Genomic DNA, 24587 nt, shown 5'->3' on the forward strand with positions numbered 1-24587 from the left:
GTCCATATCAGTATCGATATCAACATCCGGCAGTCGTAAATCAACACGCACCGCCAATGTTCGATGGTGGCACAGCAAGGCTTTATCGATCGTTTCCTGTATGCGGTCCATATAGTGCTGACACAAGGGACCATGGCTGGTAATCACTTTCATTTATCTTACTCCTCAAATGATGGGATGACGTTGTTCACGTCGGAACGTGCATTACCATCTACAGAGCAGTAACGATTTACTGAGCCAATACCGTCGGTTGTTAAAACACACTGAATCGATAGAGATGCGTTAAGAAGAAAAAGGTAATACGAAGGCCTGGGCATGATTAACGTCACCCAGAGCGTCTGCTGAGCCATACGAAGGTGAACGGATAACAGTGCAGATTAAGGTTGATTATTAACGCGTTATCTCTGTCAATTGACCCATTATCTAGCAATATCAGCCATCGTTGAACAGAACACCGTACCAATAGGGCTTTAAAACGCTCTGTACACCACGTAGAGAGGTTTAAAGTATAAAAGGGGGTTGTTACCTCGAAAATTAAGTAAACGCTTCAAAGAGCTACTGGTGAGAATTTACCGAGTATTGCCAACAGATACCGATACGGAAGACATACCTGCGGAGTTGACACCAAAAAGACTGTAGCAAGCAGAATGACGTTAATCAGAACGCCCCCTTAATGATTTTTGCTGGCAATCCGCGTTGATGATCATCCAAGCCGTTAAACGACAGGTTCTTCATTACGTTGTCTTGATAGTGATCTTTTCTTGGCGTCGATACCAATGCGCTCAAACACCACTATGGCTAATGTTCAACTGTTTGTATGAGGGGTATTCCACGAATCGTCGTTTTCCCATGTAAGCCCATAACGTCATATGGACTCACTCGTGCAGCTATTGGTTATCCCATTGGGGATCCTGATGGTAGCGATATGGGGTAAAGATCTCTTCGATTGGATAAGGCAGTCAGTTCATCTATCTCTTTTCCCTAAGTGATACACCCTCAGTTATCAACAACACGGGATACCATTCAGATAACGATATGACTAAAAAATAGATCAGACAGTAGGCATATAGACAACAGATTAGAGAGATATAGACCGTATAGATAACCATAGATTTAAACAAACCTACGCAAAAATGATGAGCATGAACACTGTTCTTAAGCGCGTCAGAGCAAGCCAGGCTTAGCTTTGATTCGATACAGATCCCCAAACCCAGCTCACTAAATCACTCTGGAGTTAGTTCGAAGAGAGCGACTTTTGAAGACGCTGATTATCCGTTCATGCGTGCTGACTATAACCTTATAGCCGCAGTAAATTTTTACTAAAAATCAATGACGGGCCCTTTTCATCGTGCCGATAAGCCCATCATGGTCTTCGGTTGCCATGAGATACAGGGAGGATAGGGGCACAAACCTCAACGATAGGCTGATTTTTATCAAAAACCATAAAACAACAACTTGATAAAAAAGTGCAGCACTACTATTATCAATAACAAAGTGCCGCACTTTTATTTAATAAAACAATGTTTCAAAAATATTATTTGGGGGGGGTTTCATGAGCAGTGAAAATAGAATAACGACAAATTTCAAATCTGTTCAAATATTCAAATTGATTAACACTCTGGCTAAGAAAAACAAGACACCAAAATCAAGAATTATTGAAGAAGCGCTGAGTGATTATTTTTATGAGCAACTCAAAGAATCACAAAATTTACTTGGAAAAGTTCAAATAAAGAAAAACAGAAATCAACTTCCTAATGCGTCTTTTTTATCTGGCCTTACACTCAATATGGTTAAATTGAATGACGGTGATATTTATACTGTTCCAACAGGAAATATAAATTTCGATGTGAGTTTTTCATTGCCTTATTCTGCATTTTTCAAATTCGACTTAAAAAAGAAAAAACAAATAATAAATAAAGACGTCATACAAGATGAAATAAAGAAACACCTTGACGCTAATCTAGCGAGTTATATCAATGAGTACGCAAACCCTGATGCAATACATTTCTTCTTGACTAAATCTTATGCTTCCTACCACAGAGTTAACGATATTACTGTTATGGTTTATGCCCAGTTGACTGTATATATCCTTCCTGTTCATCTTTATAAGAAAGATATGAGTAGATTCCCGCTTCTTGATTTTACCAGGATTACCTATAGGCGCTTTAGTGATGTTGCTAAAAAAGGCTGGGACAGGGGAAAGTATTCTCACCTGCTCTGCATAGACGGCGCTTCACAAGCAAAGGATGGCGGGTATTTTATCGGTGTGTTGTATGAAAAAAGGGAGCTAACTATAGAAGATTTCGATAATTGTTGGAAAAAAGTGCCGATCACTCGCCACGGAAAACAAGCGTATTGTTCAATATACACCCACATGAATAAATCACAATTGATTATAAAACGAAACCAGTCCAAAGATATGTTAGCCTCTTCGGACAATGCATGTTAAAAGGCAGCTAAACCTTGACCATTATGGTCAAGGTTCTTTGTGCTTATTCGTTCACAACCCAGTCCATGCTCTCGTCGGAAGCATCCTGGTTGATGTTGCTACTCACAGGTTGATAAACATTCGTTAAATCAGTCTGGAAAGAGTCCTTGCATTTTATCTGCTTGATCAGTTTTTTATCTTTAAATATGCCCAGATTACTGACGGTGCCATCATTCCGTTCAGAAAAATAAGTGACATAATCATAGTTTCCGTTGCTGAAACGGTAATAGACCGCTTCGCTACTGGCAAAGGACACCCCCCCAAAATGCACATCCTTTAACGTTCCCGGTGCAGTGGGCAATGCCAGTTCAGGGGCTTTGCCTGGTTTTCCATAAGCGTACTTTAGGTAATTGCCCTCCCAGGTGACCTTGACCTCGCGACCATTCTGCAATTGGCACGACATGACGTTTGTCTCAGCCGCCTGAACCACTGCTGTAAAACAGAATAACGACATCGAAATACACGTTGCTTTTGTCAATATGGCCATCATCCTTCTCCTTGTCCTATTACGTGTTTGAAGCCCTGTCTTGTCTGCTCCGTGCCGATATCATGACTTCAACCGCGCCATCGCCGAGGCCAGGGTTTCGTCTGCCTGCGTATTTTTCTGCAGGCTGAGTTCGCGTTGATGTTCCGCCATCGCCAGCGCAGAACGTGCCTGCAAGGCCGCCATGATCTTCTCCAGGCTTTTCAACGTGTCCTGGTAGCCCTGTTCAATCCAGCTTGTGAGAGTGTCGGGGTGGAATCCCAGCAGATCCCTCACGCCAGAGAAGGCCCCTTCACTGCGTGCCAGTGTCGACTGTGGGCGGATCTCCAGTATTGTGGCTTCTGGGAAGTCATGCCGATCCCATAACGAACCGTCCCTCAAATGCGTGACAATCACCCGATCACAGCCTGCTTCGATCAACGGTGTCACCGGGGTATTGCCCTGCATTTTTTGCCATCCCCCTATCCCGCCGTCACTGTAGCGTTTGCCTCCGACCTCCTGGGGTTTAAACAGCAACGGCAATGCTGCCGAGGCCAATAATGCCGCTTTCTGTTGCTCTACCGGCACCGCCTGCACATGAAGAAAACGTGACGGTGCGGTATCCCGCAAACCGGTTTCTGCCAGCAGGTAATTAAACAGATCCACTGTTCCCCCGTGCGTTTCGTAAACAGACACATACAGCGGCAGCCCTTTCTGCAAGGCATCCAGGTCAAGATAGTGATCCATCAAACGCGTCAATGGCTGTTCCGACAGGAGTCCCTCATTCTGCTGCAGAAAAGCGGGCAGTGTGAGATTCGCCTGTTTCGCCAAGGTACCGATGCTTTTGACCAATAACGTCCATTGACGTCCTCCGGTCAATAACATCCCGGCTGACAGCAAGTAATTAAGGTACACGGAAGGGTTTCCCCGAAGTGGGGAGGTACTGGCCAGGGTTTGCCAGACCTCTTCCAGCCGGTCGATCCCTACCTGTATTGAAGGGGCCGAAGCCAGAATGGCCCCGTTCAATGCGCCAATGCTGGCACCGGAAATCATGTCTATCGTCACGCCCGACTGATGAAGGGCTTTTATCACCCCGACCTGATAGGCACCGACCGCACCGCCCCCTGACAGGACCAACCCTGTTTTACCGACATGGCTCATGGCTGCACACCCCCAAAGACTTCGTCAACCATCGCGCTCGCCAACCGTTCTGCCGTGCTGCGGATGGGCATTCCCAGTGGGAGCACCTGATCGGTTTGCGTGATGGCAGACACGACGGGATGATAGTGAGGATCACACCAGTCTCCCAGATAGGCCAGGCCTTCACCGAAATGGGTATCAGGAACAGCCAACCAGAAATCGCTGTTCTTACGTTCTGATGCCGTAACGTCAGCATCCCGCAGCATCTGCGTAATGGCCCTATCCCGGAGGTCATCGATCAGCACATTATGTTGAGACGCATCACTGCTGCGCAGCAGATCACCAAAAGCGCCCCAGCGCAGTGCCTCAATAACGGCGTAGCAACGCCCGGCCAGTGAAAATTGTGGGTAACGTCCAGCCTGCCAACGAGTAAAAACCCGGTTAAGGTGTAACATACCGTTCTGAGTCTGTCTGAGTCCCTGTACCTCTTGCTCCAGGGCAAGGCATCGGGTATTGACGTTTTCTGCAAACTGGTGCAATTGCGACCGTGTCTCTGCAGCATAATGGGCAATCTCGGCGGTATGATGGACAAGCTGGTTGACTCGGTCATTGACCTGAGTAATGGCGTAATGGCTTTTCGCTAACGAGCCGGTCAGTTCAATGAGCCAGCGTAATGAACTGTCCACGCCATCAGCCAGACTGGCATTGATCGCCTGCTGGCGTTGCACATTGGTACCAGTAAGATCGTGCCAGAGCCGCTCAAAAAATCGCTGGCTTTGTTGTATACGCGTGTGGTCACGCACGATATCAACACCGTTGGCCAGGTCGACAACGAATTTTTCGTGCAAGCAAGGTAATACCTGCACGACGTCCTGAGTGGTCATTATCGGGTTCATGCGCCCACCTGTTCGCCATAGAGACAGGCCACTTCTTTTTGCAATGCATCACTGTCCTGGGCCATGTGCTTGCTGGTGGTCAGAAAGTAGTCCAGCTTTTTTTTAAGCGCTTCCACCTGCTGGGTTTCCTGTTGCTGCGCTGACCGGCTATGCTGCAGATTGGCGCGGATCCCTTCCAGCGTCAGGCTGAATGCCGTGAAGAAATCCGACATTTCCTGTCGTATCGGCTGTTGGATCTGCACATCGACGATCGCGTTGACGGTGTGCGATAACGCCACCATTTCTTTCTTCATCGTGCTTTTTATCTTGCTCAACGTCAGGGTATAAACGGTTTCGGTGGTGTGATAGCTCTCCCAGCCCCAGTCATCAGTACCGAACAAACCGCATACCGAGCCCCAAAAGCCATCTTGACGCCTCCGGCGAGTGACGGTCTTTTCCCCTTGATGGATAGCGTTTGCCTCACCTTCCTTGAAGCTGAAATCAAACGCGCGACAATTCAACACAGGGAAGGCGATCTTCACGCTGAAACCGGCCTCATCCAGAGCGCCTTGCGTTTTTTCTTCTATGGTGTGCAGACAGGTCTTGAGCGTGATGTTTAGCCCCTCTTCCAGCCGGGTCAGCGCAGCCTCAAGGTCTGTGGCGATTTTCTTCTCTCCCTCCGCCAAAATGCCGTTGACCGCCTGATGGACAGTCTGCAACAATTTTCTTGCCTCGTCGGGATCATCAAATTCAATCCTGTCTTCGTCGGGATTAAAATCTATCGATTTACGCGGTGTTGATGCATCCTCGGTGTCTGACGTCCCGGTGAATAGCGAAGATAAGGTAGACATTAGGCTACCAGTATTTCTATCAGGAGGTTGAGTAACGCGTTTTTGTTTGGTTTTTTTATTTTTTGTTTCGTTGCGGGCTTTTTCTTCTCGTTTGCCTTCTCTAAAGTAAGCGTCGATTTCCGCCGTCACTTGCTGTGTCAGCGCTTCAATCGCTGCTGAAAAGTCACGATGAGCGTTATCCATCGCCTGAGCGATCTGCGTTTCCACCTCTTGCTGATGCTCTGCCAGCAGAGCGATATCCGACTCCAGCTCACTGATATTGCGCGTCAGCATAGTGATATCGGCCACCAGTCCCTGGGCTCGTAACGCGAAATACGCTTCAGCCTCGCCCGCATGGCGCAAAAGCTTATTGCTGGCTGATTTCAGGGCATAAAGCGCGGCGTTGGCATGCGCGGCTTGAATGACTTCCGTCAACGGCGCTGAAAAACGCGAGCTTTTCCATAACTTTTCAGCATTTTGCAACACTGTCGGTGTATCACGCAAATCCTCCGGTTCACAAAACGGCATGGCAAGCCGGGTGAAATCTTCAATCCAGGGCTGGGTGTCGAGATCGGCTAACGCCCCTTTGAGGGTAATTTCATGGCGCACACGGTTGGCCAGATACGCCTGTTGTGATGAGACTGGAAACACCCGTTCGGCAGTGACGATACCGTTCATCAGGTGCTCTGCCACCAGCGTTTGGGTCTGTTCGACGTTATCACCGCGCATGCCTTTCTGGTCAAACTTGTTCACCAGAACGTAGATGGGCACATCGTGTCCTACCACTGAAACAGCCTGGCGCACCTCTTCATCCGAGGTGGATTTCAGTTGCGTATAGTCCATCACCGACAACACTGCCGAGGCTTTGCCCAACTGATCTTTCAGCATGGCCTTAAGATGTTGCTGTCCCGCCTCATTCGGGCCTGGCGTATCCAGCAGGGTGAGTTGCCCCTGCCCGCCAGGCAGCTCAGCCAGATGGGCAAATTCGACCTCAATGACAGGAATGTGTTTGACGACGGCATAATCCTTGAAGGGAAATTCGATACCCAGCGCCTGGGATAATCGCACCAGATCGTTAAGGTCTTTCAGGCAGTGGAAGATAGCGTCGGCGCCCTGATAACGTGTCTCAAAAGACGGGGCATGCCGGATGTGCGCCAACAACTCATGCAGGTCATCGTCCAACAACGGCTCCGCTGCATTATCGCAACAGGCAGCCAGTTTTCGTATCAACGTATTGATGGGCGCGGTATGGGCAAAATGCAGTATCGGCTCACGCTGTCCCTGGGTATGACGGATCAATGTCGGTAGGGCCGTCATGGGACGATTGCGGTTCGGCAATACCTCAGTGCCGACAATCGCATTGATGGTGGTGGATTTGCCGGATTTCATGGTACCGACCACCGCCAACACCATCTCCTCGCGGGTCAGCTTATGCAGTTCGTCCCGCAGGGTGTCACTCAGGTGTGATACCCCGTTGGCATCAAATGCCAACATCGCGTCATGACTGGCAGTAGTGAGTAAAACCTCAGGGTTTTCTCTGGCCTCCTCCAGATGGCTCAGCATCAGCCTCAGCAAACGCTGCGCCTCATGATGCAGACTCTCTATGTTCTCGACATGCATGGACATTTCCTTGTTAACCGTTGAACCGTTCATTGAACAATGACTTCAGAGCCGGGGCTGGCTGGTGTGCAACCGGGCTGTTGCACACCGGGCAGGTCTTGATGTTGACGATGTTATCTGTCTTGAAGCGAACCACCAGGCGCCATGCACAGGCTGTGCAAAAAAACCGGAGGCTGACGCCGGAACCCACCATGGTATTTCCCTCACTGGATGATCTTCGCCACATCTGAGCGGCGTGCTTTATCGGTTACGGCAAAATCAATCATGATGACCTCGCTCTTTTCATTCCTGTATTGCTGCTCCCTGTTGAAGAGTGTTGTCACCCATTGCCATTCGCCGTTGCTGCCCCCCGTTTTTCAACCGGTAGAGAAGGGCGTTGATTGAAAATACGTCGCTTTTATCGAATAACGGGAGCGATTGTAGAAAGCACCCTGGTGTTGGCTTTCTATTGCTCCCTGAAAAAACCGGGATCGCACATTCCTTTCCTCTCCAACTGGGCTGGGCAGGATCCGATCGTGACAACCTGTCGGGCTGTAAAGTGAATGTACCCTAAAAAGCAGCCAATTAATTTTAAATGAGGATTATAGTCCGTGGCTTATTAAACCACAAATTCGCATAGTTTTTGTCTTTACGTGATGAAAACCATGCAAGACTTGGGCAAGGCTGTGGGCACGCTGATACGCAAGCGCCGTAAGGCGTTGGGCATATCGCAAGAGAAACTGGCGCTTCTGACCAATATTGACAGAAGTTACGTGGGCAGAATTGAACGTGGCGAAGTGAACCTCACGGTTGAAAAACTTTACCAGTTCGCACAAGCCCTGCAGTGCCATGCCAGGGAATTGCTGCCCTGAATCTGCTTGAAACCGGTGCGTTGTTTCCCTCAGCGCGCTTTTATCGTCTGCCTGCACGAGGCAGACTGGTCCCTTATCGCAGCTAACCAGGCTCGTCACAGCATCTCTCCTACAGGCGATAACCGCAGCAAGACAACAAACACTCACTACTGTACACGTCAGTGCAAATCTATACTCCGCCTATAAACGCATTAAAAACAGTAAGTAACCGCGTTATCCATCGTTGCCATACAGCAATCAAGAGCCCTCTGTAGCACTGTCTATCCAGGGTTTCTCTTCATCCCCCGCAATCCCACATCAACGGGTGCTCTCCCGTGTCTCAGACCCCGCTCGTCCCCCGACACATGGGTTGCTCCATAGACTATATCGATCGTTTAAACTGATCAATAATTAAATATCGATCGTTAATATCAATCAAATGAGATATAAATACCGTGAGGGACAGGGTGAGGTAAGCGTCAAGTTCACGCGCTAAAAATCAATTAAAACAATGCGGTGTTAATGCCTCTTGGGTGCGGGGAACGGTGGATGAAGGGGAAAATTCACTTGGAGGGTATTTCAGTCCTACATCACCTCCATGAGGCGACCACCTCTTTTTTCTTTTCCTTATTGAGGGTCCATACCATGAGTCAGCATTCGGGGTTCTCCCTGCTGGACAAACACCTTTCTGCACTGCCCGTATCACTGCGTGAGTCTATTCTGCAACGTTTACGTCATTCTCTCTATTACCAACCGGTGATTGGCATCATGGGCAAAACCGGTGCAGGCAAGTCAAGCCTGTGCAATGCGCTGTTCAGCGGTACCCCCTGTGCCGTGAGCGATGTTGATGCCTGTACCCGCGAGCCCCAGCGGTTGACGCTGACGGCAGGGGCACACACGCTCACCCTGATGGATTTGCCAGGGGTCGGAGAAAGCCAGGCGCGGGACGCGGAATATGAAGCGCTCTATCAGCGTCTGCTCCCCGAGCTTGACCTTATTCTCTGGCTCATCCGGGCCGATGACCGGGCGCTGGTTGCCGATGAACATGTTTACCACCATATCCTCAAGGCCCGTCACGCCCCACACCCCACCATCCTGTTTGTACTCAGCCAGGCTGACAAAATCGCCCCGTCACTCACCTGGGACAGCGTAAACCAACAGCCGTCAGCACAACAGCAGGACACATTGCAACGCAAGATAAATACGGTGGCTGCCGGTTTCCAGGTCTCTCCGGCACAGGTCATCGCTATCAGTGCTCCTTCCGGCTATCAGATGCCTGCCCTGGTGGAAGCGATGATTTATGCGCTGCCGCGCTATGCCAGCAGCCAGGTTTACGCCCACATCAACATCGCCTGCCGTACCGACATGGCGATTGATAAAGCCAAAGACGATTTCGGCGATACCGTGACGGACATCGTGGAGTGGGCCGTGGGCTCGGTACCGTTACCCGATGCCGTAAAAGTCCTGGTCCAGTCCGTCAAAAACACCGTTAAACGGGTCGCAAAATCCCTCTGGGTCTGGTTCTTCGGTTAACTGGGCCCTTTTCCGGCATCACGCCATAAATCAACAATCACACTGACCATAAGGAAGAAACAGATGGAAAATTATTACGAATACCTTGAGTTGGATATGTCGGCATCCCACGATGACATTCGGGCCGCGCTGGAAAAACGGGTATCTGATGAAGGCGCAAACCTACAGAAAGTCAGGGAAATCCGGTCTATTCTGCTCAACGAGAGTGCGAGGAGGTTATATGATGAAAAGCTGGTTGCGCAGATCATCAATGGGAACACCCGGACGGGGATAAATACCGCTGCCGTCGGCCACTTCCTGACGCTGGACAATACGCAACTTCACGATAAATATATCTGGTTGGCCATCTCGTTATTCCTCTTGAGCATTGCCGCAGATTTTATTTTTTCGTTGAATGTCAATCTGGTGATCAATGTCCTGGTCATGCTGCTGACGCTGATGGTTTTCTTTCTCGACTGGAAGTTGCTCAAGGCGCATGGCAAAGCCGACTTTTCAAAAGTCTGGATCCTGGTCTCGCCAGTGTACCTCTTCAAGCGCTGCAAGGCGGTTGGTGCAGGGAAAAAACTGTTCCTGGTCTGGATGGTCCTGATCGTGGTTTATGCGCTGGTCAAAACCCTCTTCAATGGCGGGACGGCGCTCCTTGAGCAGGCTGCCTGCAAGACGGTGACCGATATTTATCACACGCAGCTTAAGCAATACTCGACATCCTGCAGAAACGTCATGATAACGGAAAGCCGGGGAAAAACGCATTTTGGCTTTGCTGAGCTCAGTGACGGTTCAACCCGCGACATCATAGTGAGCGAGAGCCAGAATGGCGAGATGTATGTCACGCTCGAGTAAATGTTGTCGCACACGTTAACGGGTGCACAAACAGGTGTTGTCAGCCAGACCTACGCCACGCGCCTGAGCGCCTAGAGGTTATCCCTCAGGAAACAGGCTTCTATCACGCTCAACATCAACAGGCTCACCGGTTATGCCGGTGAGCCTGTTTTGTTATTCATTAATAACATGAAGGAAATCAACATGACCCGCTTAGCCTCGCGTTTCGGTCAGGTGAACTCGGTTCGCCGCGACCGTCCATTAACCGTCGATGAACTGGCACTGTACATAACCCACAGCCTGGTTGTGCGATTACGGCAGGCGGTATCCTGATGTGGCCAATCCCCGCCAACGCCCGGCAAGCGGACCCGCATTCGGTGCCACTGGACAACGCCCCCGGCAGTCGTTCGATATCCGATGACGATCTGTGCGCCTGGTGCCACCATCTTTGCTATCGACCGGGTGAGCACAGCCTGTGCCGATTCGTCGAGGTAAAGGGGCATTGGCCTGCCAGCTTTAATGCTGATGGCTATGCCCAATCCTGCACCGAACTGTGCCTGATCCTGGCTGTTCCCCCTTCGCCAGTTCGTGGGTAAGCCATCCCCCCTGTAAGCACTCACTGACTTTTACGACATCACCTCCAGACGGCTCTGCCGATTTTTCGACAGAGCCCATCTGGCTTATTTATCTCATTAATAAGGATATTTACATGAATACGCATTTTGAACTGTCTGCGCCTCCCTCTCATTCAACAACGTTGAGTGCCAGTGTCGTACCTGGAAACCAGCGCTCTCGTTTCTGGCCTCAGCACTTCGGTAGCATACCGCAATGGCCGATTCTCGAGGCTCACGTCTTTGGCTGGATGGACCGCCTGTGTGCGGATTACCACGGCGGCTCCTGGGAGTTTTACACGCTCAATAATGGCGGTGCCTTTATGGCACCAGATGCTGACGACGATACCGATAAAAAATGGCGGCTGTTCAACAGTATGAATGGTAATGGTGCCGAAATGAGTGCTGAAGCTGCGGGGATCACTGCCTGCCTGATGGCCTACAGCCACCACGCCTGCCGCACCGAGAGCGAAGCCATGACCGACCATTTCTATCGCCTGCGGGAATACGCGTTGCACCATCCCGACAGCCGCGCCATTTTCGCCCTGATTGACTGAGATCACAAAAATGAATTCCTCAACATTATTGGCATCAACCGCCCTGCCGTTAACGGCACAGCGCACGGTCAAACGTGCTCTGTCATTGCTGGAAAAACACCTGCGTGAACCAGGGGCAGTGTTCACCTCCACCAGCACCGCACGCGACTGGTTACGGTTACAACTCGCCGGGCAGGAGCGCGAAGTGTTTATTGTGCTGTATCTCGACAATCAGCACCGGTTGCTGGCGAGCGAAACCTTGTTCACCGGCAGTATCAGAAGCACGGAAGTTCATCCCCGTGAAGTGGTGAAGGCGGTACTTCGTCACAACGCAGCCGCTGTCATTCTGGCGCACAATCACCCCTCCGGGGAGGCTGAACCCAGCCAGGCTGACCGGCAGATCACCGAAAGGTTGGTCAACGCACTGGCCCTGGTTGATGTGAAGGTCTTGGACCATCTGATTGTCGGCGGTCTGGATATCGTGTCATTCACCGAGCGCGGCTGGTTACCTGGCTGATAGCAATCCCCCTAATTTTCAAGGAGCATGCTTTATGGGCTGGTTATTTTCACACCGCTCCCGCCGTGAGCTGATCGCGGCACTGATCCAAACCGACGACACTGAACACTATCAACACGTGACGCTGGCGCATGCACTGCGGGGAAATGTCCTGTGGTCGGTTGTCCAGAGTACCCCCAAAGATCCGGCCAAAGTCGCCAAAACGGTCATTCATTGCATCCTGATGCAAGGTTCAGGCGGGAGTTGGGGCTATAAGGCGATGGATGAGTCCGTACAGCCTTGTTATTACTCCTGCCCAAAAAGCTACCTGACAATGGCCCCGGTCATCAGCCCTGAATGGCGTGAGAAAGTCTTGGCACATCACCAACGCCGTTACCCGCAACGGGGCGTAATAAAGGAAGGAAGTCAATAATGGTAACAACGCCGCTTTTGCGTTTCGGCCTGCAATGCAGTACCGCCCATCTCACTGAAGGCGACAATGCGCTGCTCTACCAGATCTCGCATTGTCAGGATGAGTTTAGCGACGGGGAATGGATCTCATTTTCGGGCACTGGCTATCTGTTGCGATTGGATGCGTGGACCCACCCGGTGTTGCGCCTCAAACGGCTGGGACTGTCCAAAACCTGCCGATATCTGGTCACCACGCTGATGAAACGCCATCAACTGAGCTACCTGCACATAGACGCCCTGGGTGAGGTCTTGCCCGAATTTACCACCTTCGACTGGTAATACAGCCCCACACCCCACGTTCCACCTTCGCATTATCTCTCTATTTTACAAGGATATTGACTCATGAACACGAGCGCATCACTCGTGCCTGGCGTATTTCATTTTCTGCAACATGGCAACGTGACATCGCAGGACTGGCAAGCCTTATGCCAGGCGATCACCACCGCATCTCTGAAGCTGCATTGGCAACCCGACACATTGGGATTAACCACCGCACCGGTGATTTGTGAGCACACCGGCAACCGTTTGTACCAGTTCGACAACACCCTGATGGGATTAGGCATGCTCGGCTTTAACGGTGAGCGGATTACCCATCAAGCAGGCGATCCGTTCATTCTCTACCAGCGCCAAACACCCTATGCGCTGATCCGTTGCGATACGCGAGGCTATCCCTACCACTGGTTGGTGATGGTTGTACTGCTTCTGGCCAATACACAGTGCCCCACTACCTGGACGATTGAATCTGATATCCCTGTGAAACAGTGGCGGAAAGTCGCCCATTGGTTGACTCACCACTGCCAACTCCCGGTTTCTCCACTTTGTTGAGGTTAATTCAACATGACGATGATCAACACCGCCACACCGATGACCGCGAATGCCCGTCAAGCATTGGCCGAATACCAGCAGTTGCTCACCTGGCTGTTGGGCCACTGTTATGGCCTGGAGCTTAACGATACGCCGTACCACGACGATCAGGCCATAGCCCAACAGATTGAGCATGGCATCACGGTACGGGAAACCATCAATGAACTGGTGGAGAAGTTTGACCTGGTACGCATTGAACGCCCCGGTTTCAGCCTGATGGCACAAGACCCCACCTTGAGCGGTGGCGATATGTTACGTGCTCGCAGTGCGCTGGGCTTGCGCAGCCCTGTCATTAGACGCCTCACCTGACAGCCTTTCACTTACCTCACTAATCCAACAATACGCCAGCCTCACCGCTGGCGTTTTACTTTTTCAAGTTCAGGGAATTTTGGCAATGAAGAAAACCCAATCCAATACCACCAGCAACGACAGTACTCCGTCGCCTGTCTGGGGCCTGCAATCTGCTATCACACCACGTCTGGGAGCCAGGTTGGTCCAGCAGGGTAATCATCTGCATTTTCTGGCTGACCGTGCCGGTTTTATTGGCACATTTGATCCTGATGCGCTTAAAACGCTGGATGCCGCTTTCCCTGTGCTGATTGAACAGTTGGAAGCCTGTCTGCGGTCTGGTGAACTCGACCAACGCCGTCAACATTGCGTCACCGTCAAGCATGCTGGTTTAACCTGTGATGCCGATACGTTAGGTAGCTTTGGCCATCTCTATATCGCTGTTTATCAGACAACACCGCCCAACCCGGAATAAACCGTAAGCACTAACACTTCCCAACCTTTAACCCTGCCTGTGATGACGCGGGCATTTTTTTCTAAGGAATTCAGCGATGCCAACCACATTGAATACTGTCATTGAATCTGAAGTTTTAACCGGTCACACCGAAGTGATTTGTTCCACCAGCATTGAACGTATCGTCACCGGGCGTAATGCCGCGCTGGCGCAGATTGAAGCCCTTATTCACCAGCTTGAAGATATCTCGGCCATCACCAGCAGCATCGGTGGAGGAATAGCCAGAGACTGGGCCATGCGACAAGATTTCCGCTGCGGTTGCTGGCTGATGGAGAAAGCAGAAACGGCCATGCCGGTGATCACCCGCAATCTTGATCGCGACATATGGCAAGATCTGATGAAGAAATCAGGCATGCTCAGCGTGATGGACGCTCAAGCGCGTGACCAGTGGTACAGAAACTTGGAGAGCAAAGACTTGCCCGCTATCAGCACAGAGAGCATTTATAGCACGTTCGAACAGTTGCACCGGGATAAGGGCGAGGTGTTTGAACGGGGAGTGATCAATGTCTTCAAGTCGCTGTCCTGGCATTATAAAACCAACAGCCCGTGCAAATTTGGCAAAAAAATTATCGTCAACGGTCTGGTGAGTTACAACCAATGGGGATTTACGCTTAACCACAGTTATCGGCGGGATCAACTGGCGGATTTGGAAAGGATGTTGTTCCTGCTGGAAGGCAAGGCGATCCCGGATAATCGGCGGGATGTCACCGCTCGGTTGTATGATCATATCAGTGCTCATCGGCTGAAGGCGGAGGTTTATGAAGATGAGTATTTTTCAATCAAGTATTTCATGAAGGGGTCAGCGCACCTGGCATTCAGGAAGCCCGAGTTGATGGACAAGATGAATGATATCATCGCCAAACATTACCCTGGCGTACTACCAGAACGGGTATAGGCCAACGGTGCATGTTAGGTTGTATTAGCTGCGGTGACTTTATCCAATAGTGCCCTCAGGTAGGGCACTATTAAATCTGACCGTCGGTTAAGTGCCAAAACCGGACATTGCTCCACCCAACAGGCTTCTGTCTGTCAGTAAAGGGAGCAGTTTCGGTTAATACTCAAATTGATGTTTCAACGTCAGCGCTGGAAGAAATCAAAAGTGTCGTTTGCTCTCAACCCGAGCCACTTTTCGAGATGCCTAAGCAGCATTCGCAAGGCTTCTTCGTGTTCAGGGAACTGATTGGGATTAATCGAGTCTATCCTAGCCTTCGCAACATCAATGCCGATAAAATCGTCAATTGTTTCTTGGTTGAAACTGTTGTGGGGCATGGAGACCCTATCACCATGCGTGTGACTAGTACCTCGGCTCATCAAGCGTGTGACCACGGTTGCGAAGCCCTGGTCGGTTTGAATTGCTTTCGTCATCCATTCTCGAGCTTCGTCCATTGAACCTGTATAGGCTCTCCAGCGATAGAGCTGAGATATTAGGTCTGGTTCAGCGAACAGCGCGTCGCCGTCTGCTGCGCGTTTCCTCATCAATCGCAGCCATTCGGACTTCATTGCCGCAACAGTGTTTAGATCGAGCACCGGCTCGAAGGCTCCACCGTCCCCCTCATTTCGATCGGCTGGATCGCTGAGATGAATCAGGAGCGAGGCGACGGATAGTGCTTCAGTTTTACGGAGAGCTTCGAGAGCCAAACCACCTCGAACATCCTCAGGAATCCGCTTGAGGAACCAACTTGTTGCACGCCATGCTGCCACATAAGACGAGTTGAAGGTACCGCTGTTCGTACCTGCAAGTTTTTCAGCGAGTCTGAACATACCTGGGAGCAGCACAGCAGCGTTCTCGGTCGGTAATCGGTCGACGGCTTCGTCGAGCCTCGCAACGAGCGAATTCAGCAGGCCGTCAGCTTCGACGGCAGCGATTGCCGCATCTAGCTCGTCCTCTGTCGCTGTAGCATCGAGAAAATCAACGAAGCGGCGCTCAGATAGTTCCCCGACTGTCGTCTGGAGTTCGAAGTAACGTGGGAAGTAGCGCGATGTGCACACTCGTTTCTCCGTCAACCACTGACGATGAAAGCCGTCTGCATAGTTCGTCCCCCCATATGCCCATTCGAGGGGAGGAAATAAGTCTTTCAGCGCGTCACGAACGATATCGCGGCGTTCTTCAGACACAATCTCAAGAAGCACCTTAGCCGCTTCTTGGTCTTTCTTCCGTCGACCATCACGGGAGAAGCGCCCCTCCTGGAGAACCAATCCTCGCTCACGGAAGAGTGCATCATGGAGGTCTGGCTCAAAGACCCGAAGTGTCTCCAAAAGCAGGAAATCTACAATGTTCACCTCGAATACGTTTCCGACCACATGCAGTGGCATATGTATAGCAATGGACGAGATGAGACGATGTGCATCGCGCATGTTGCGAAGCAGAGGCTGGATGCAGCCAATGCAAGCGTTACCCCAGCGTCTCTGAGAAAACCCGTTTGCCTCGTTCGCGTAGAGACCTGCTATTTTAGAGAGTTCCTCCTCGAACATACGATGCACGATCGATGCCGGGACGGCTGGTAGGTCAAAGTTAGCCTGCACGACCTTCTCAAGAAAGGCTCGGCCGTTGCTGTCCGCAACAGGATCAAGTGCTCGTTCTACAATACTTGGCTGGAACAGGAGTACAAAAACAATGTTCGGTAGATTAGCATTTGCTTTTACCTGCCGAAGCAGCATCCTTATCTGCTCTGGCTCAAGTCGGTCAATGTCGTCGACGAAGACAACTAGAGGCCGGTCGAGTTCGCGAAGACGAGCTTCAAGCGATCTACGTACCTTGTCAAGTGGCTCGCCGCTATGGTCACGCCCGAGATGCGATAGAAGCCGTCCAACGAGAGGTACTCCGAACGAGAGAAGGGCGAGAACAGCCGCAACCTTTGCGACCGTCGGAAGGTCAAAGCCAATGGCAGACGCGACCGCTATAACCGAAGCATTTGTTAGCACTGTCGAGATTAGAAGGCCCGAACTCCCGACCTCTTTAAGAGGCTTACCGACCCCTGTGAGGATCGCGCCGTAGCGTCGCAGTGCTTCGGCACGATTAAGAGCAGCCTTCGAATGCTCGCCTCCCAAGCAATCTGCTATCTGGCCAAATAGTGCACGGGCAATTGCGTTGCAGTCCCCCCATTGCCAAGGGTTGAAATCGAGCCAGTCCGCTCTGCTACTCTTGGCATCGAGCCGTTCGGTGATGAGGTTTTTCAGTGACGATTTGCCGAAACCCCATCCCCCGCGAATAGCGAACACTCTGCCCTCGCGCAAACTAAGCTCTGAAAGCACGTCGGCTATGCGAGACGCAAATTCGGTCCTTCTAAGGCGATCTTCGGATGCTGTTCGAATCGGTGCCTCCGCCCCGATCCCTCTGTCCGGCTGCTTGTTCATTGCCTCGTCAACATCAGGATTCGCGTGACGACGAGCGCGCCATGGCGCGAAACGGAACAACAGTTCACTCATCACACGCCACCTCCCAAGAATGCACGTACCAACCTTCCTATTTGTAAGAAGCTTACAGTTACGCAGACCGTAAAGCGGGTACAAACCTTATCTGCAGTTCAACTTGCTGAGTAAGCTAACGGAGAGAGCTCACTGCAATTGCAAAACAGTATAGAGGTTTTGTCTTCTCAACGTGAAGCGGAACTCGGGCAACTACATAAACTGAACGAGGATACTAAGGAAAAGCTGGCTAGTGTGAGTTGGTGACCTTCCCCATAAATCAAGACTCCTCAATATAAGTATGCATTCCGAACTTCCGCTTCGCTCATCGCGGACAAAGCGCAGCATAATACGGATTCATGAGTGTCGGTTAACTCCCGTAAACCAGAAAGAACAAAACAGAAAGGAAGTTTCCCAGCGGCAATGATCATATAATGCATGCCTGAGTGTTCAACCGGAGATGAGCAATGTCACTGTTACATCAGATTCAGGAGTCGCTGGTACAGGAAGGGAGCAATTTAGGTTCTGTACTGCTCAAACTTCGGCTGCTGGCGGCAAGATTAGGCAGTAACGTTTTAGAGGAATGGGTAAAACATGAATCAGAAGGTTATCCGCCAGGTTCAGTGCTTCCCGATTACCGAATCGTAGGCGTAACTTATACAGGCAATTTTTCAGGTCCCTTCGGTTCAGGATTAAGAAACGCGCCTATCCCACCCTATTTAATATCAAAGTTTGTTGACGATAGCTGGAACAGCTTTTCCGTCAGGGAAAGCATTGTTGCTGTTGGGGAGCTTGTTAAAAGCAGCGCTGATGGCGATAGCCTGGGAATCCAAGCATCTGACCTGATACTTATGTTACAGGGAAAAGTGTATGAAGGTTATGCATGCAATTCCATTTCAGGAAATATTTCGGCTGTATCTCTTTCTGAAATATTACAAGTAGTTCGCAATCGGGTTTTAGAGCTAACCATTGAGCTTGATAAATCCATCCCCGCAGCAGCGCACATTACTTTTGGAACCCAGGGCATGGATAAAGATAACGCGTCAAAAGCACAGCAAATAACGCAACAAATAATTTATGGCAATGTCGGCAATGCGATATCCGGCGGGAGTGAATCAACTATTAACGTAAATATTCAATCAAACAATAAAGAATCTGTAGTTAATTACCTGAAAGAATCCGGCATTCCTGACGCAGACGCCAGCGAGTTCGCACAGATTGTCGCATCTGAGAAGCCATTCAGTCGCGAAGAGCCTTTTGGTAACGGCGCGAAAAACTGGATTGCATCCAATATCAGAAAAGCTGTCGATGGGACGTGGAATGTTGGGGTGGCTGTTGCAACTAAAGTTTTTACTGAAGCTGCACTTAAATACTATGACCTGAAGTGATTATACATTAACGGGGGCCAAACTGACGGCCCGATTCTGTGGTTCGGTTTCGCTAAAGGAAGTTTTAGATGCAGATGCCGTCAGACATGCCAGTGTGTCCTGATTGTCAGTCAAACTGAAAACAGTCACCAGTCGGTAAACTACCCGTAAACCCGAATGAGGAGAGAATGGTAAACAAAGACAGCCCAGAGCCAAAAGTGAACTGTTTCCTTATGTAAAAATTATTGAAAAGCCACAAAGTTGCAAACGCTAACCATCTGAGTTATAGATATTACTCGTTAAAAACCTTTTACCTCGGTACCGATTTCACTGAATTTTGAGGAGTGTAAGGTGCTGTATTAATCAATACGGAATTATGATAAAGGCATACATCATGATTCAACGCATGTATTGCTCTTTCAATTGCATTGCTAGCAAGAGAAACAGGTATGACGAGAAGTTCTTATCAATTTGAACGCTGGAAACCTCGCGAGCAATCAACTTGGGTCTTCCGGGTCTTTAAGAAGCACAACAAAGAATTGCTGCGCATGTACACAGCATTTGAGACATCTCGGCGTTTAACTTACTCAAACCTAGGTAAAACTGCGAAATGGGATGATCTTGCAAGCAAACACTTTTTGTTTGTTCGACCACTGGGATTTGACCAATTTGATAATATGCGTGATTGGTCTGATGCATTCAACGATCTAGAAAACTGGCTGAACCTTAACGCACTTGTTGCCATTAGCTCCAATTTAGAAACCTACATGGCAACAGTTATTCCCTTAGCTTTGTCATCAGATGTAGGCACCCTATATGGAACTAGCAGAAAAATAGATGGAATTCAAATACTTAAATATGGCCATGCCAAGGCATTCGATTTTGATCAGCTGGTAATCTCTTGTACAAAGGGCGACTGGTCTAGCCGACTTGCAGCATATGAGCGCTATTTTGGAAGATCGCCAAAGTATTTCTCAACCAATATATCAGCACTTGAACGCATTCGGAACTTACGCAATAACGTAGCCCACTCATTTGGTCGAGACATTGAAGCTTCACGCGATCAGCATCAGGTTAAAACATTGCCTATTGAAAGGCTATCACGCGACGGATTACTATCATTACAGAAAGTAACTTGGCAAATGGCAAAGGCCATCGATGTGCATTTGCACCAGTTTCATATAGGCGAATACCAAGCCTTAGCATTTTATCACCGTCTTTATCCTTCGTTACGCCATGATTTACATCCGGCGATGAGAGCAACTGAGCTTAAGAAACGAATCGGTGATTTCGGTGCCACGGCAGCTGGTAAAGAATACTGTAAAGGACTCGTTAATTACTATGAATCGTTATAGTGACCTGATTCTATATTGATTAATAAACCATGATACTCACTAAGCTTTCATTGACTGTGAGAATAATTGCGAACTTCCGTTCCTCGCTCGAAGCTGCCATAGAAAGCCCTTAGGGCCGCCATGAGCGATAAACGGCCCTTGGCCTCTAAGCCTTTAAGATGCCCGTACAGCGCCAGTTGTCGCATCGCAGTAAGCAACTCATCTCAATCGAATTAACAGTGTTAAATCATTCCGGGACTTTAGGCGGGTTTAAACGCAGAAGTGATTATAGATGCGTTTTGCAAATTGCCTCCAACACGTTAAAATCATCCCGTTCGTTCTCTCCGTATTATCGCGGCTGCTAAACCCGATCAATCTGAGAGAGAAAAAAGATGAAAACATCCCGTAACCGGGGTTGGCGTATTGCGCAAAAGCAGCGCAATAAGTCTCGCGATAACAATAACGGCATGTTAACGTTCCGTGGCGAAAAAAACTGGAAGATGCTTTACACGCGCTCAGACAAATTACTGCGTGCCGCAAAGCTGGGGATTGAGTATCCACGTATTACCAAGCAACAACTGGGTATGCGCGGTCTGGAAGAGTATCTACTTGCCGATGAACGTACTTTTTATATGCAGTCGTAATCAATGGCGAAGCCCAACGGCGGAACAGGTGTTCCGCCGTTATCCTTCGCTTGTTGTTCGGTCTGCTGGCACAAGCCGGAATGCTAAAAAAAAGGTGTCGCACGATCTGCTTCACTGGGCCGACGTTATCTGTGTGATGGAACAAAAGCACAAGAATCGTTTAGTGGCTGAATATGGCCGCATCATCGAATATAAATCCCTACACGTCCTCGATATCCCCGATGATTACCTCTTTATGGACCCCGAATTGGTAACAATATTTTTAGACACAGTACCGGAAAGACTGGGGCTAGTAATTGAAGAGAAGGCAGGAAAGTGATCGGTTATATTCTGTCTCGGATTGATTCCTGTGCGGTCAGATAAATTTTTACTGCGCCAACTGACGTAACAACATATCTACAGATACCGGATGAACATTTCGGCCGGAATTTAGGATATCTTAGTGGTAGCTTTGAGCGTGAAGCGGACATGGTTGCCCCATTGTTAAGGGATGCTTGTCACAGTGAACTATGAAATGGACAAAAAAGTTATACCGAATAAAAATGCTGTTTTATGGCATTAGTATGTAAGGACGGGATAGGCATCAGTTAGATTGAAAAGAGTTATAAGCTGACCATAGTTTAAATAATTGGGTTGTATGAGCGATGGAGGTAAATATGATTTTCGGTGACCCATATCGTTTCGCTATCTGGGCGGAATATATTCCGCAGTGGGGCGAATCTATTAAGAATGGTTTTTTTTATTTTTTTGTAAATGGGAATATGTACCCGAATGACATCCGCACATCAACATTGTTTGTTGATTTTTATGATGTTATTGATCCTGAGCATGCTCTCGTGGCTCTGCCGTGTGATGATGAAATTTTTAATGCTTCGACAGATGAGGCTTTTGATGCTCTATTTAAACTGGCCTATCCACAGTCAACAAAAGATAATGAATATCCTTTTTCGTGCATCACCCACGATTATTAACGAATCTGGGGCATGTTTTTTTGCCGTTTCAAACAAAGATTTCGTGAGAATTTTAGGCGGAAAAGTATCTATATTAGTTGAGCGTGATGAGAGGCACGTTTGGGAGAATATAGAGCATCCTGTTATTGAGGATGTAATTCTTGAAAAGAATGAGATTAATATGATAATTTCAAAGCTGAAGGAATATTCTTCTTCTTTATTTTAGTTGTCGTATGACTGGTCCCAGCCAATAGGATTGGGTTACTGAAGTTAAGTTACTAATCCCCTACACCTTACCACAACAACTGGAGCACAATGAGTGCGTTTGTGACGTCCAACTATTCAGTATCGATGATGCCTGAATTGCTCCTAACTGACTGACATAAAGTATGTTAGCAATGTCCGCTTATGGCACGGAGCTGAAAGCCAGGTGGAACTGTAGGCCCATTGTGAGCGTGAAGCGGACGTTTAAAAATAAAGTCGAAAAAGATAGCATGCTTAGATTAATAAAGTTAAAATTGCCGTGCACGGCAAGGCTATTATCATCTTTTAATACATACAAAAATATAATCATGAATAAAAGTTATTATTTCGAAAATAAATATAAGAAATGGTCCATCACAGCCGTGATATGCATCATTATGGGCGGATGGTTCTGGTATATATTGTGGGCATCAAGTATCTCCCATAATACCATTTTACAAAAATCGGTACCTGAATGGATAACGTATATTTCTTTTGGTGCATTGATTGGAAGCTTCTCTTTTATACGCGCTTTTTATCTTCGCACTTTTAACAAAACATTAAAGTATCTTTGTAATGCATTTTTTGGCGGTTTTTGCCTGGGATTTGTATTGAGTTTAAATTGTTACGATGTCTATGTTTATCTCTTCCCAGACAAAATAATTGGCTATGAATCTGAATATGAGGTTGTCTTTCCAGGGCCATCGAGAGGTAAGCATGGGCATTGTGAAGCCGGTATCTGGTTAAAAGATCAGAACACCGCCAGATGGATACAGCTTTGTACAAACAAAGAGTTTCTGCGCAGCCATCGTAAGCAAGGAATGACAGGAGTATGGGTAACAGCTCGTGTAAATAAAATTGGAACTTACATTGTGAAATACGAATTTATTTATATTTAAATGAAAAAATCTGAATATATTACAATCGATAAGGTCGCTATCTTTTTTGCACCTGTGAAAATGAATGATAGCCAACGCCTGCTCATCTCTGCCCGAAAACCTGGACGTTATTTATTTTTTAGTTTTTCGTAATCCTGCAGATATTTATCTAACGGATAAGCAGTTCCAAATGAGTGAATTTCTCCATTATCTTTATCAATTATGAATGGTGCATTCCCTGCCAACTGAGCAGAAAACTCACCCGTTTCCAGATACTCTCTCGATTGATAACAATAGAACCAGCCTTCTGAGAATCGGCCATGAAGTGTAATAACGACTGGAATGTCATAGCCTTTAAGGTAATCCAAAGCCTTGTCCATCGCATTTTGATAAGTAATCATTATTCCGTCCTCAGTCGATAACGTCATTTGAACTGACTGATATGACCTGCTCCCAGCAAACTAACATAGCACGATGTAAGCAAGTTCCGCTTCTGGCAATTACTGTGAGGATAACCCCTTTTCTTCAAATCGGGATACCCGTTTTGAGATCGAGCTTAAAAGGTTCCCAGCCTCCTGGCGGATCCCACTCTCCAAGGCCAAGCACCGTATCATTCTCTATTGATGTAATGATCACGCCATCAATGGCGCACTGGCTGGATTTCCAGAGAATGCCAGCTAGAATATCAATCAGAAAAACGTGGCAGTAAGTGGTGACCATAACCCGATCATGTAGCCTGTCAGAATGGATTTCAGGAATTGAATAAATATGGGCAACGTAATCACCTAATGGATGACTTTTGAACGAGTGTGTGGCCATGTCAAAAACATGAAAGTGGTCGCCACAAATGATTGCAACGTGGGATTCATTCAGGAGAAAATCAGAAAAGGCGCTGGAAATCAGCCAGCCATCCTCATCTGCACGTACATACAACTGTAAAATCAGAATGGGTTCAGCGTCCTTACTGATTAGCAGTAGCCGATCCTTTTCCCCATTTGGGCCAAAAGGATTGATGTCGATGATCGAAACACCTTCCATTTCATCACCGGGCGTAGGCTTTTCAAGATAGGCCGCTTGTAATGTCATTGAGTATCCAAGTGTGACAGAAGAAGAACTCATACTACTTTACAAGCTGATGTCATTACAGCAGCGTATGTTGCCATATTGCGCTGACCAGCCCCCGCAGATTAGTAAATTCCGATGTTAGTAACGTCCGCTTTTGGCACCAAGTTGCCGTAGGATAGACTGAAGGGGCTGCTATGAGCGAAGAGCAGACCTTCTTGTCGAATGTAATTAATTGGACGCTGGCCGGTGTCACTAAATAATTTTGGACGATTGCAGGTATACCTCTAATCTAATGCTCTGGGCATGAAGGGCTTTAAAACATT

General features: G+C 48.5%; 25 protein-coding genes and 2 pseudogenes. 20 read left to right on the forward strand and 7 right to left on the reverse strand.

The window, feature by feature from the left end:
* Positions 1 to 1552: 1552 nt before the first annotated feature.
* Positions 1553 to 2449, forward strand: coding sequence for a hypothetical protein (locus tag BMI79_RS22250; RefSeq protein ID WP_076944328.1), 897 nt, complete (start codon positions 1553 to 1555; stop codon positions 2447 to 2449).
* 43 nt (positions 2450 to 2492) lie between these two features.
* On the opposite strand, the gene BMI79_RS22255 is transcribed toward BMI79_RS22250, so the two are convergent.
* Genes BMI79_RS22255 through BMI79_RS22270 form a run of 4 tightly spaced genes read right to left on the reverse strand, consistent with a single transcriptional unit; the run spans position 2493 to position 7416 of the window.
* Complete coding sequence (locus tag BMI79_RS22255) at positions 2493 to 2978, reverse strand: hypothetical protein (RefSeq protein ID WP_125828872.1); 486 nt, start codon at positions 2976 to 2978, stop codon at positions 2493 to 2495.
* Between the two features lie 57 nt (positions 2979 to 3035).
* The gene (locus BMI79_RS22260; RefSeq protein ID WP_076944330.1) at positions 3036 to 4112 is read right to left on the reverse strand and encodes a patatin-like phospholipase family protein; all 1077 of its coding nucleotides are present in this window, start codon (positions 4110 to 4112) and stop codon (positions 3036 to 3038) included.
* Positions 4109 to 4987, reverse strand: a complete 879-nt coding sequence (locus BMI79_RS22265; RefSeq protein ID WP_095996177.1) for a diguanylate cyclase regulator RdcB family protein — start codon at positions 4985 to 4987, stop codon at positions 4109 to 4111. The genes BMI79_RS22260 and BMI79_RS22265 overlap by 4 nt, the downstream gene beginning before the upstream one ends.
* Complete coding sequence (locus BMI79_RS22270) at positions 4984 to 7416, reverse strand: dynamin family protein (protein ID WP_076944331.1); 2433 nt, start codon at positions 7414 to 7416, stop codon at positions 4984 to 4986. The genes BMI79_RS22265 and BMI79_RS22270 overlap by 4 nt, the downstream gene beginning before the upstream one ends.
* Positions 7417 to 8060: 644 nt before the next feature.
* On the opposite strand from BMI79_RS22270, the gene BMI79_RS22280 reads away from it, so the two are divergent.
* From BMI79_RS22280 to BMI79_RS22340, 13 genes and pseudogenes are all read left to right on the forward strand, one after another.
* On the forward strand, positions 8061 to 8267 hold the full coding sequence (locus BMI79_RS22280) for a helix-turn-helix domain-containing protein (protein WP_076944333.1): 207 nt from the start codon (positions 8061 to 8063) through the stop codon (positions 8265 to 8267).
* A gap of 624 nt (positions 8268 to 8891) precedes the next feature.
* On the forward strand, positions 8892 to 9779 hold the full coding sequence (locus BMI79_RS22285; RefSeq protein WP_076944334.1) for a GTPase family protein: 888 nt from the start codon (positions 8892 to 8894) through the stop codon (positions 9777 to 9779).
* A 63-nt stretch (positions 9780 to 9842) separates the two neighbouring features.
* Positions 9843 to 10619 (forward strand): J domain-containing protein, encoded by a 777-nt coding sequence (locus BMI79_RS22290; protein ID WP_076944335.1) that lies wholly within the window; start codon positions 9843 to 9845, stop codon positions 10617 to 10619.
* A 183-nt stretch (positions 10620 to 10802) separates the two neighbouring features.
* Positions 10803 to 10889: pseudogene (locus BMI79_RS22295) on the forward strand (DUF932 domain-containing protein); the annotation flags it as partial.
* Positions 10890 to 10930: 41 nt separating this feature from the next.
* Complete coding sequence (locus BMI79_RS22300) at positions 10931 to 11194, forward strand: hypothetical protein (protein ID WP_076944336.1); 264 nt, start codon at positions 10931 to 10933, stop codon at positions 11192 to 11194.
* Positions 11195 to 11307: 113 nt separating this feature from the next.
* Positions 11308 to 11766: an antirestriction protein gene (locus BMI79_RS22305; protein ID WP_076944337.1), complete on the forward strand. Its 459-nt coding sequence runs from the start codon at positions 11308 to 11310 to the stop codon at positions 11764 to 11766.
* A 10-nt stretch (positions 11767 to 11776) separates the two neighbouring features.
* Positions 11777 to 12262 (forward strand): RadC family protein, encoded by a 486-nt coding sequence (radC, locus tag BMI79_RS22310; protein ID WP_076944338.1) that lies wholly within the window; start codon positions 11777 to 11779, stop codon positions 12260 to 12262.
* A 34-nt stretch (positions 12263 to 12296) separates the two neighbouring features.
* Entirely contained in the window at positions 12297 to 12674 is a 378-nt protein-coding gene (locus BMI79_RS22315; RefSeq protein ID WP_076944339.1) for a hypothetical protein, read from the forward strand.
* Positions 12674 to 12991: a DUF5983 family protein gene (locus BMI79_RS22320; protein WP_076944340.1), complete on the forward strand. Its 318-nt coding sequence runs from the start codon at positions 12674 to 12676 to the stop codon at positions 12989 to 12991. Before BMI79_RS22315 ends, BMI79_RS22320 begins: the two co-directional genes overlap by 1 nt.
* A gap of 63 nt (positions 12992 to 13054) precedes the next feature.
* On the forward strand, positions 13055 to 13537 hold the full coding sequence (locus tag BMI79_RS22325; protein WP_076944341.1) for a hypothetical protein: 483 nt from the start codon (positions 13055 to 13057) through the stop codon (positions 13535 to 13537).
* 12 nt (positions 13538 to 13549) lie between these two features.
* Positions 13550 to 13885, forward strand: a complete 336-nt coding sequence (locus BMI79_RS22330) for a TA system toxin CbtA family protein (protein WP_076944342.1) — start codon at positions 13550 to 13552, stop codon at positions 13883 to 13885.
* Between the two features lie 85 nt (positions 13886 to 13970).
* Positions 13971 to 14339: a type IV toxin-antitoxin system YeeU family antitoxin gene (locus BMI79_RS22335; protein WP_076944343.1), complete on the forward strand. Its 369-nt coding sequence runs from the start codon at positions 13971 to 13973 to the stop codon at positions 14337 to 14339.
* A gap of 76 nt (positions 14340 to 14415) precedes the next feature.
* The gene (locus BMI79_RS22340; RefSeq protein ID WP_076944344.1) at positions 14416 to 15273 is read left to right on the forward strand and encodes a DUF4942 domain-containing protein; all 858 of its coding nucleotides are present in this window, start codon (positions 14416 to 14418) and stop codon (positions 15271 to 15273) included.
* A gap of 182 nt (positions 15274 to 15455) precedes the next feature.
* On the opposite strand, the gene BMI79_RS22345 is transcribed toward BMI79_RS22340, so the two are convergent.
* Positions 15456 to 17804 carry a KAP family P-loop NTPase fold protein gene (locus BMI79_RS22345; protein WP_076944345.1) on the reverse strand — a complete coding sequence of 783 codons (2349 nt, stop codon included), beginning with the start codon at positions 17802 to 17804 and terminating at the stop codon, positions 15456 to 15458.
* A 446-nt stretch (positions 17805 to 18250) separates the two neighbouring features.
* On the opposite strand from BMI79_RS22345, the gene BMI79_RS22350 reads away from it, so the two are divergent.
* The 6 genes and pseudogenes from BMI79_RS22350 (at position 18251) to BMI79_RS22375 (ending at position 23220) form a co-directional block, all read left to right on the forward strand.
* Positions 18251 to 19171, forward strand: a complete 921-nt coding sequence (locus BMI79_RS22350) for an AbiTii domain-containing protein (protein WP_076944346.1) — start codon at positions 18251 to 18253, stop codon at positions 19169 to 19171.
* A 428-nt stretch (positions 19172 to 19599) separates the two neighbouring features.
* On the forward strand, positions 19600 to 20505 hold the full coding sequence (locus BMI79_RS22355; RefSeq protein WP_208611222.1) for a hypothetical protein: 906 nt from the start codon (positions 19600 to 19602) through the stop codon (positions 20503 to 20505).
* A gap of 371 nt (positions 20506 to 20876) precedes the next feature.
* Positions 20877 to 21128 (forward strand): hypothetical protein, encoded by a 252-nt coding sequence (locus tag BMI79_RS22360; protein WP_076944348.1) that lies wholly within the window; start codon positions 20877 to 20879, stop codon positions 21126 to 21128.
* On the forward strand, positions 21100 to 21447 hold the full coding sequence (locus BMI79_RS22365; protein ID WP_076944349.1) for a low molecular weight protein tyrosine phosphatase family protein: 348 nt from the start codon (positions 21100 to 21102) through the stop codon (positions 21445 to 21447). Before BMI79_RS22360 ends, BMI79_RS22365 begins: the two co-directional genes overlap by 29 nt.
* A 337-nt stretch (positions 21448 to 21784) precedes the next feature.
* A pseudogene (locus BMI79_RS22370) lies at positions 21785 to 22304 on the forward strand (Imm42 family immunity protein).
* Between the two features lie 346 nt (positions 22305 to 22650).
* Entirely contained in the window at positions 22651 to 23220 is a 570-nt protein-coding gene (locus BMI79_RS22375) for a hypothetical protein (protein WP_076944352.1), read from the forward strand.
* 107 nt (positions 23221 to 23327) lie between these two features.
* Here BMI79_RS22375 and BMI79_RS22380 read toward each other — a convergent pair whose 3' ends face one another.
* Both BMI79_RS22380 and BMI79_RS22385 read right to left on the reverse strand, forming a co-directional pair.
* The gene (locus BMI79_RS22380) at positions 23328 to 23600 is read right to left on the reverse strand and encodes a YrhB domain-containing protein (protein WP_076944353.1); all 273 of its coding nucleotides are present in this window, start codon (positions 23598 to 23600) and stop codon (positions 23328 to 23330) included.
* Positions 23601 to 23724: 124 nt separating this feature from the next.
* Positions 23725 to 24285, reverse strand: a complete 561-nt coding sequence (locus tag BMI79_RS22385; RefSeq protein WP_076944350.1) for a hypothetical protein — start codon at positions 24283 to 24285, stop codon at positions 23725 to 23727.
* Positions 24286 to 24587: the final 302 nt, after the last annotated feature.

The sequence above is a fragment of the Serratia oryzae genome (genome assembly GCF_001976145.1).
Lineage (GTDB): Bacteria > Pseudomonadota > Gammaproteobacteria > Enterobacterales > Enterobacteriaceae > Chania > Chania oryzae.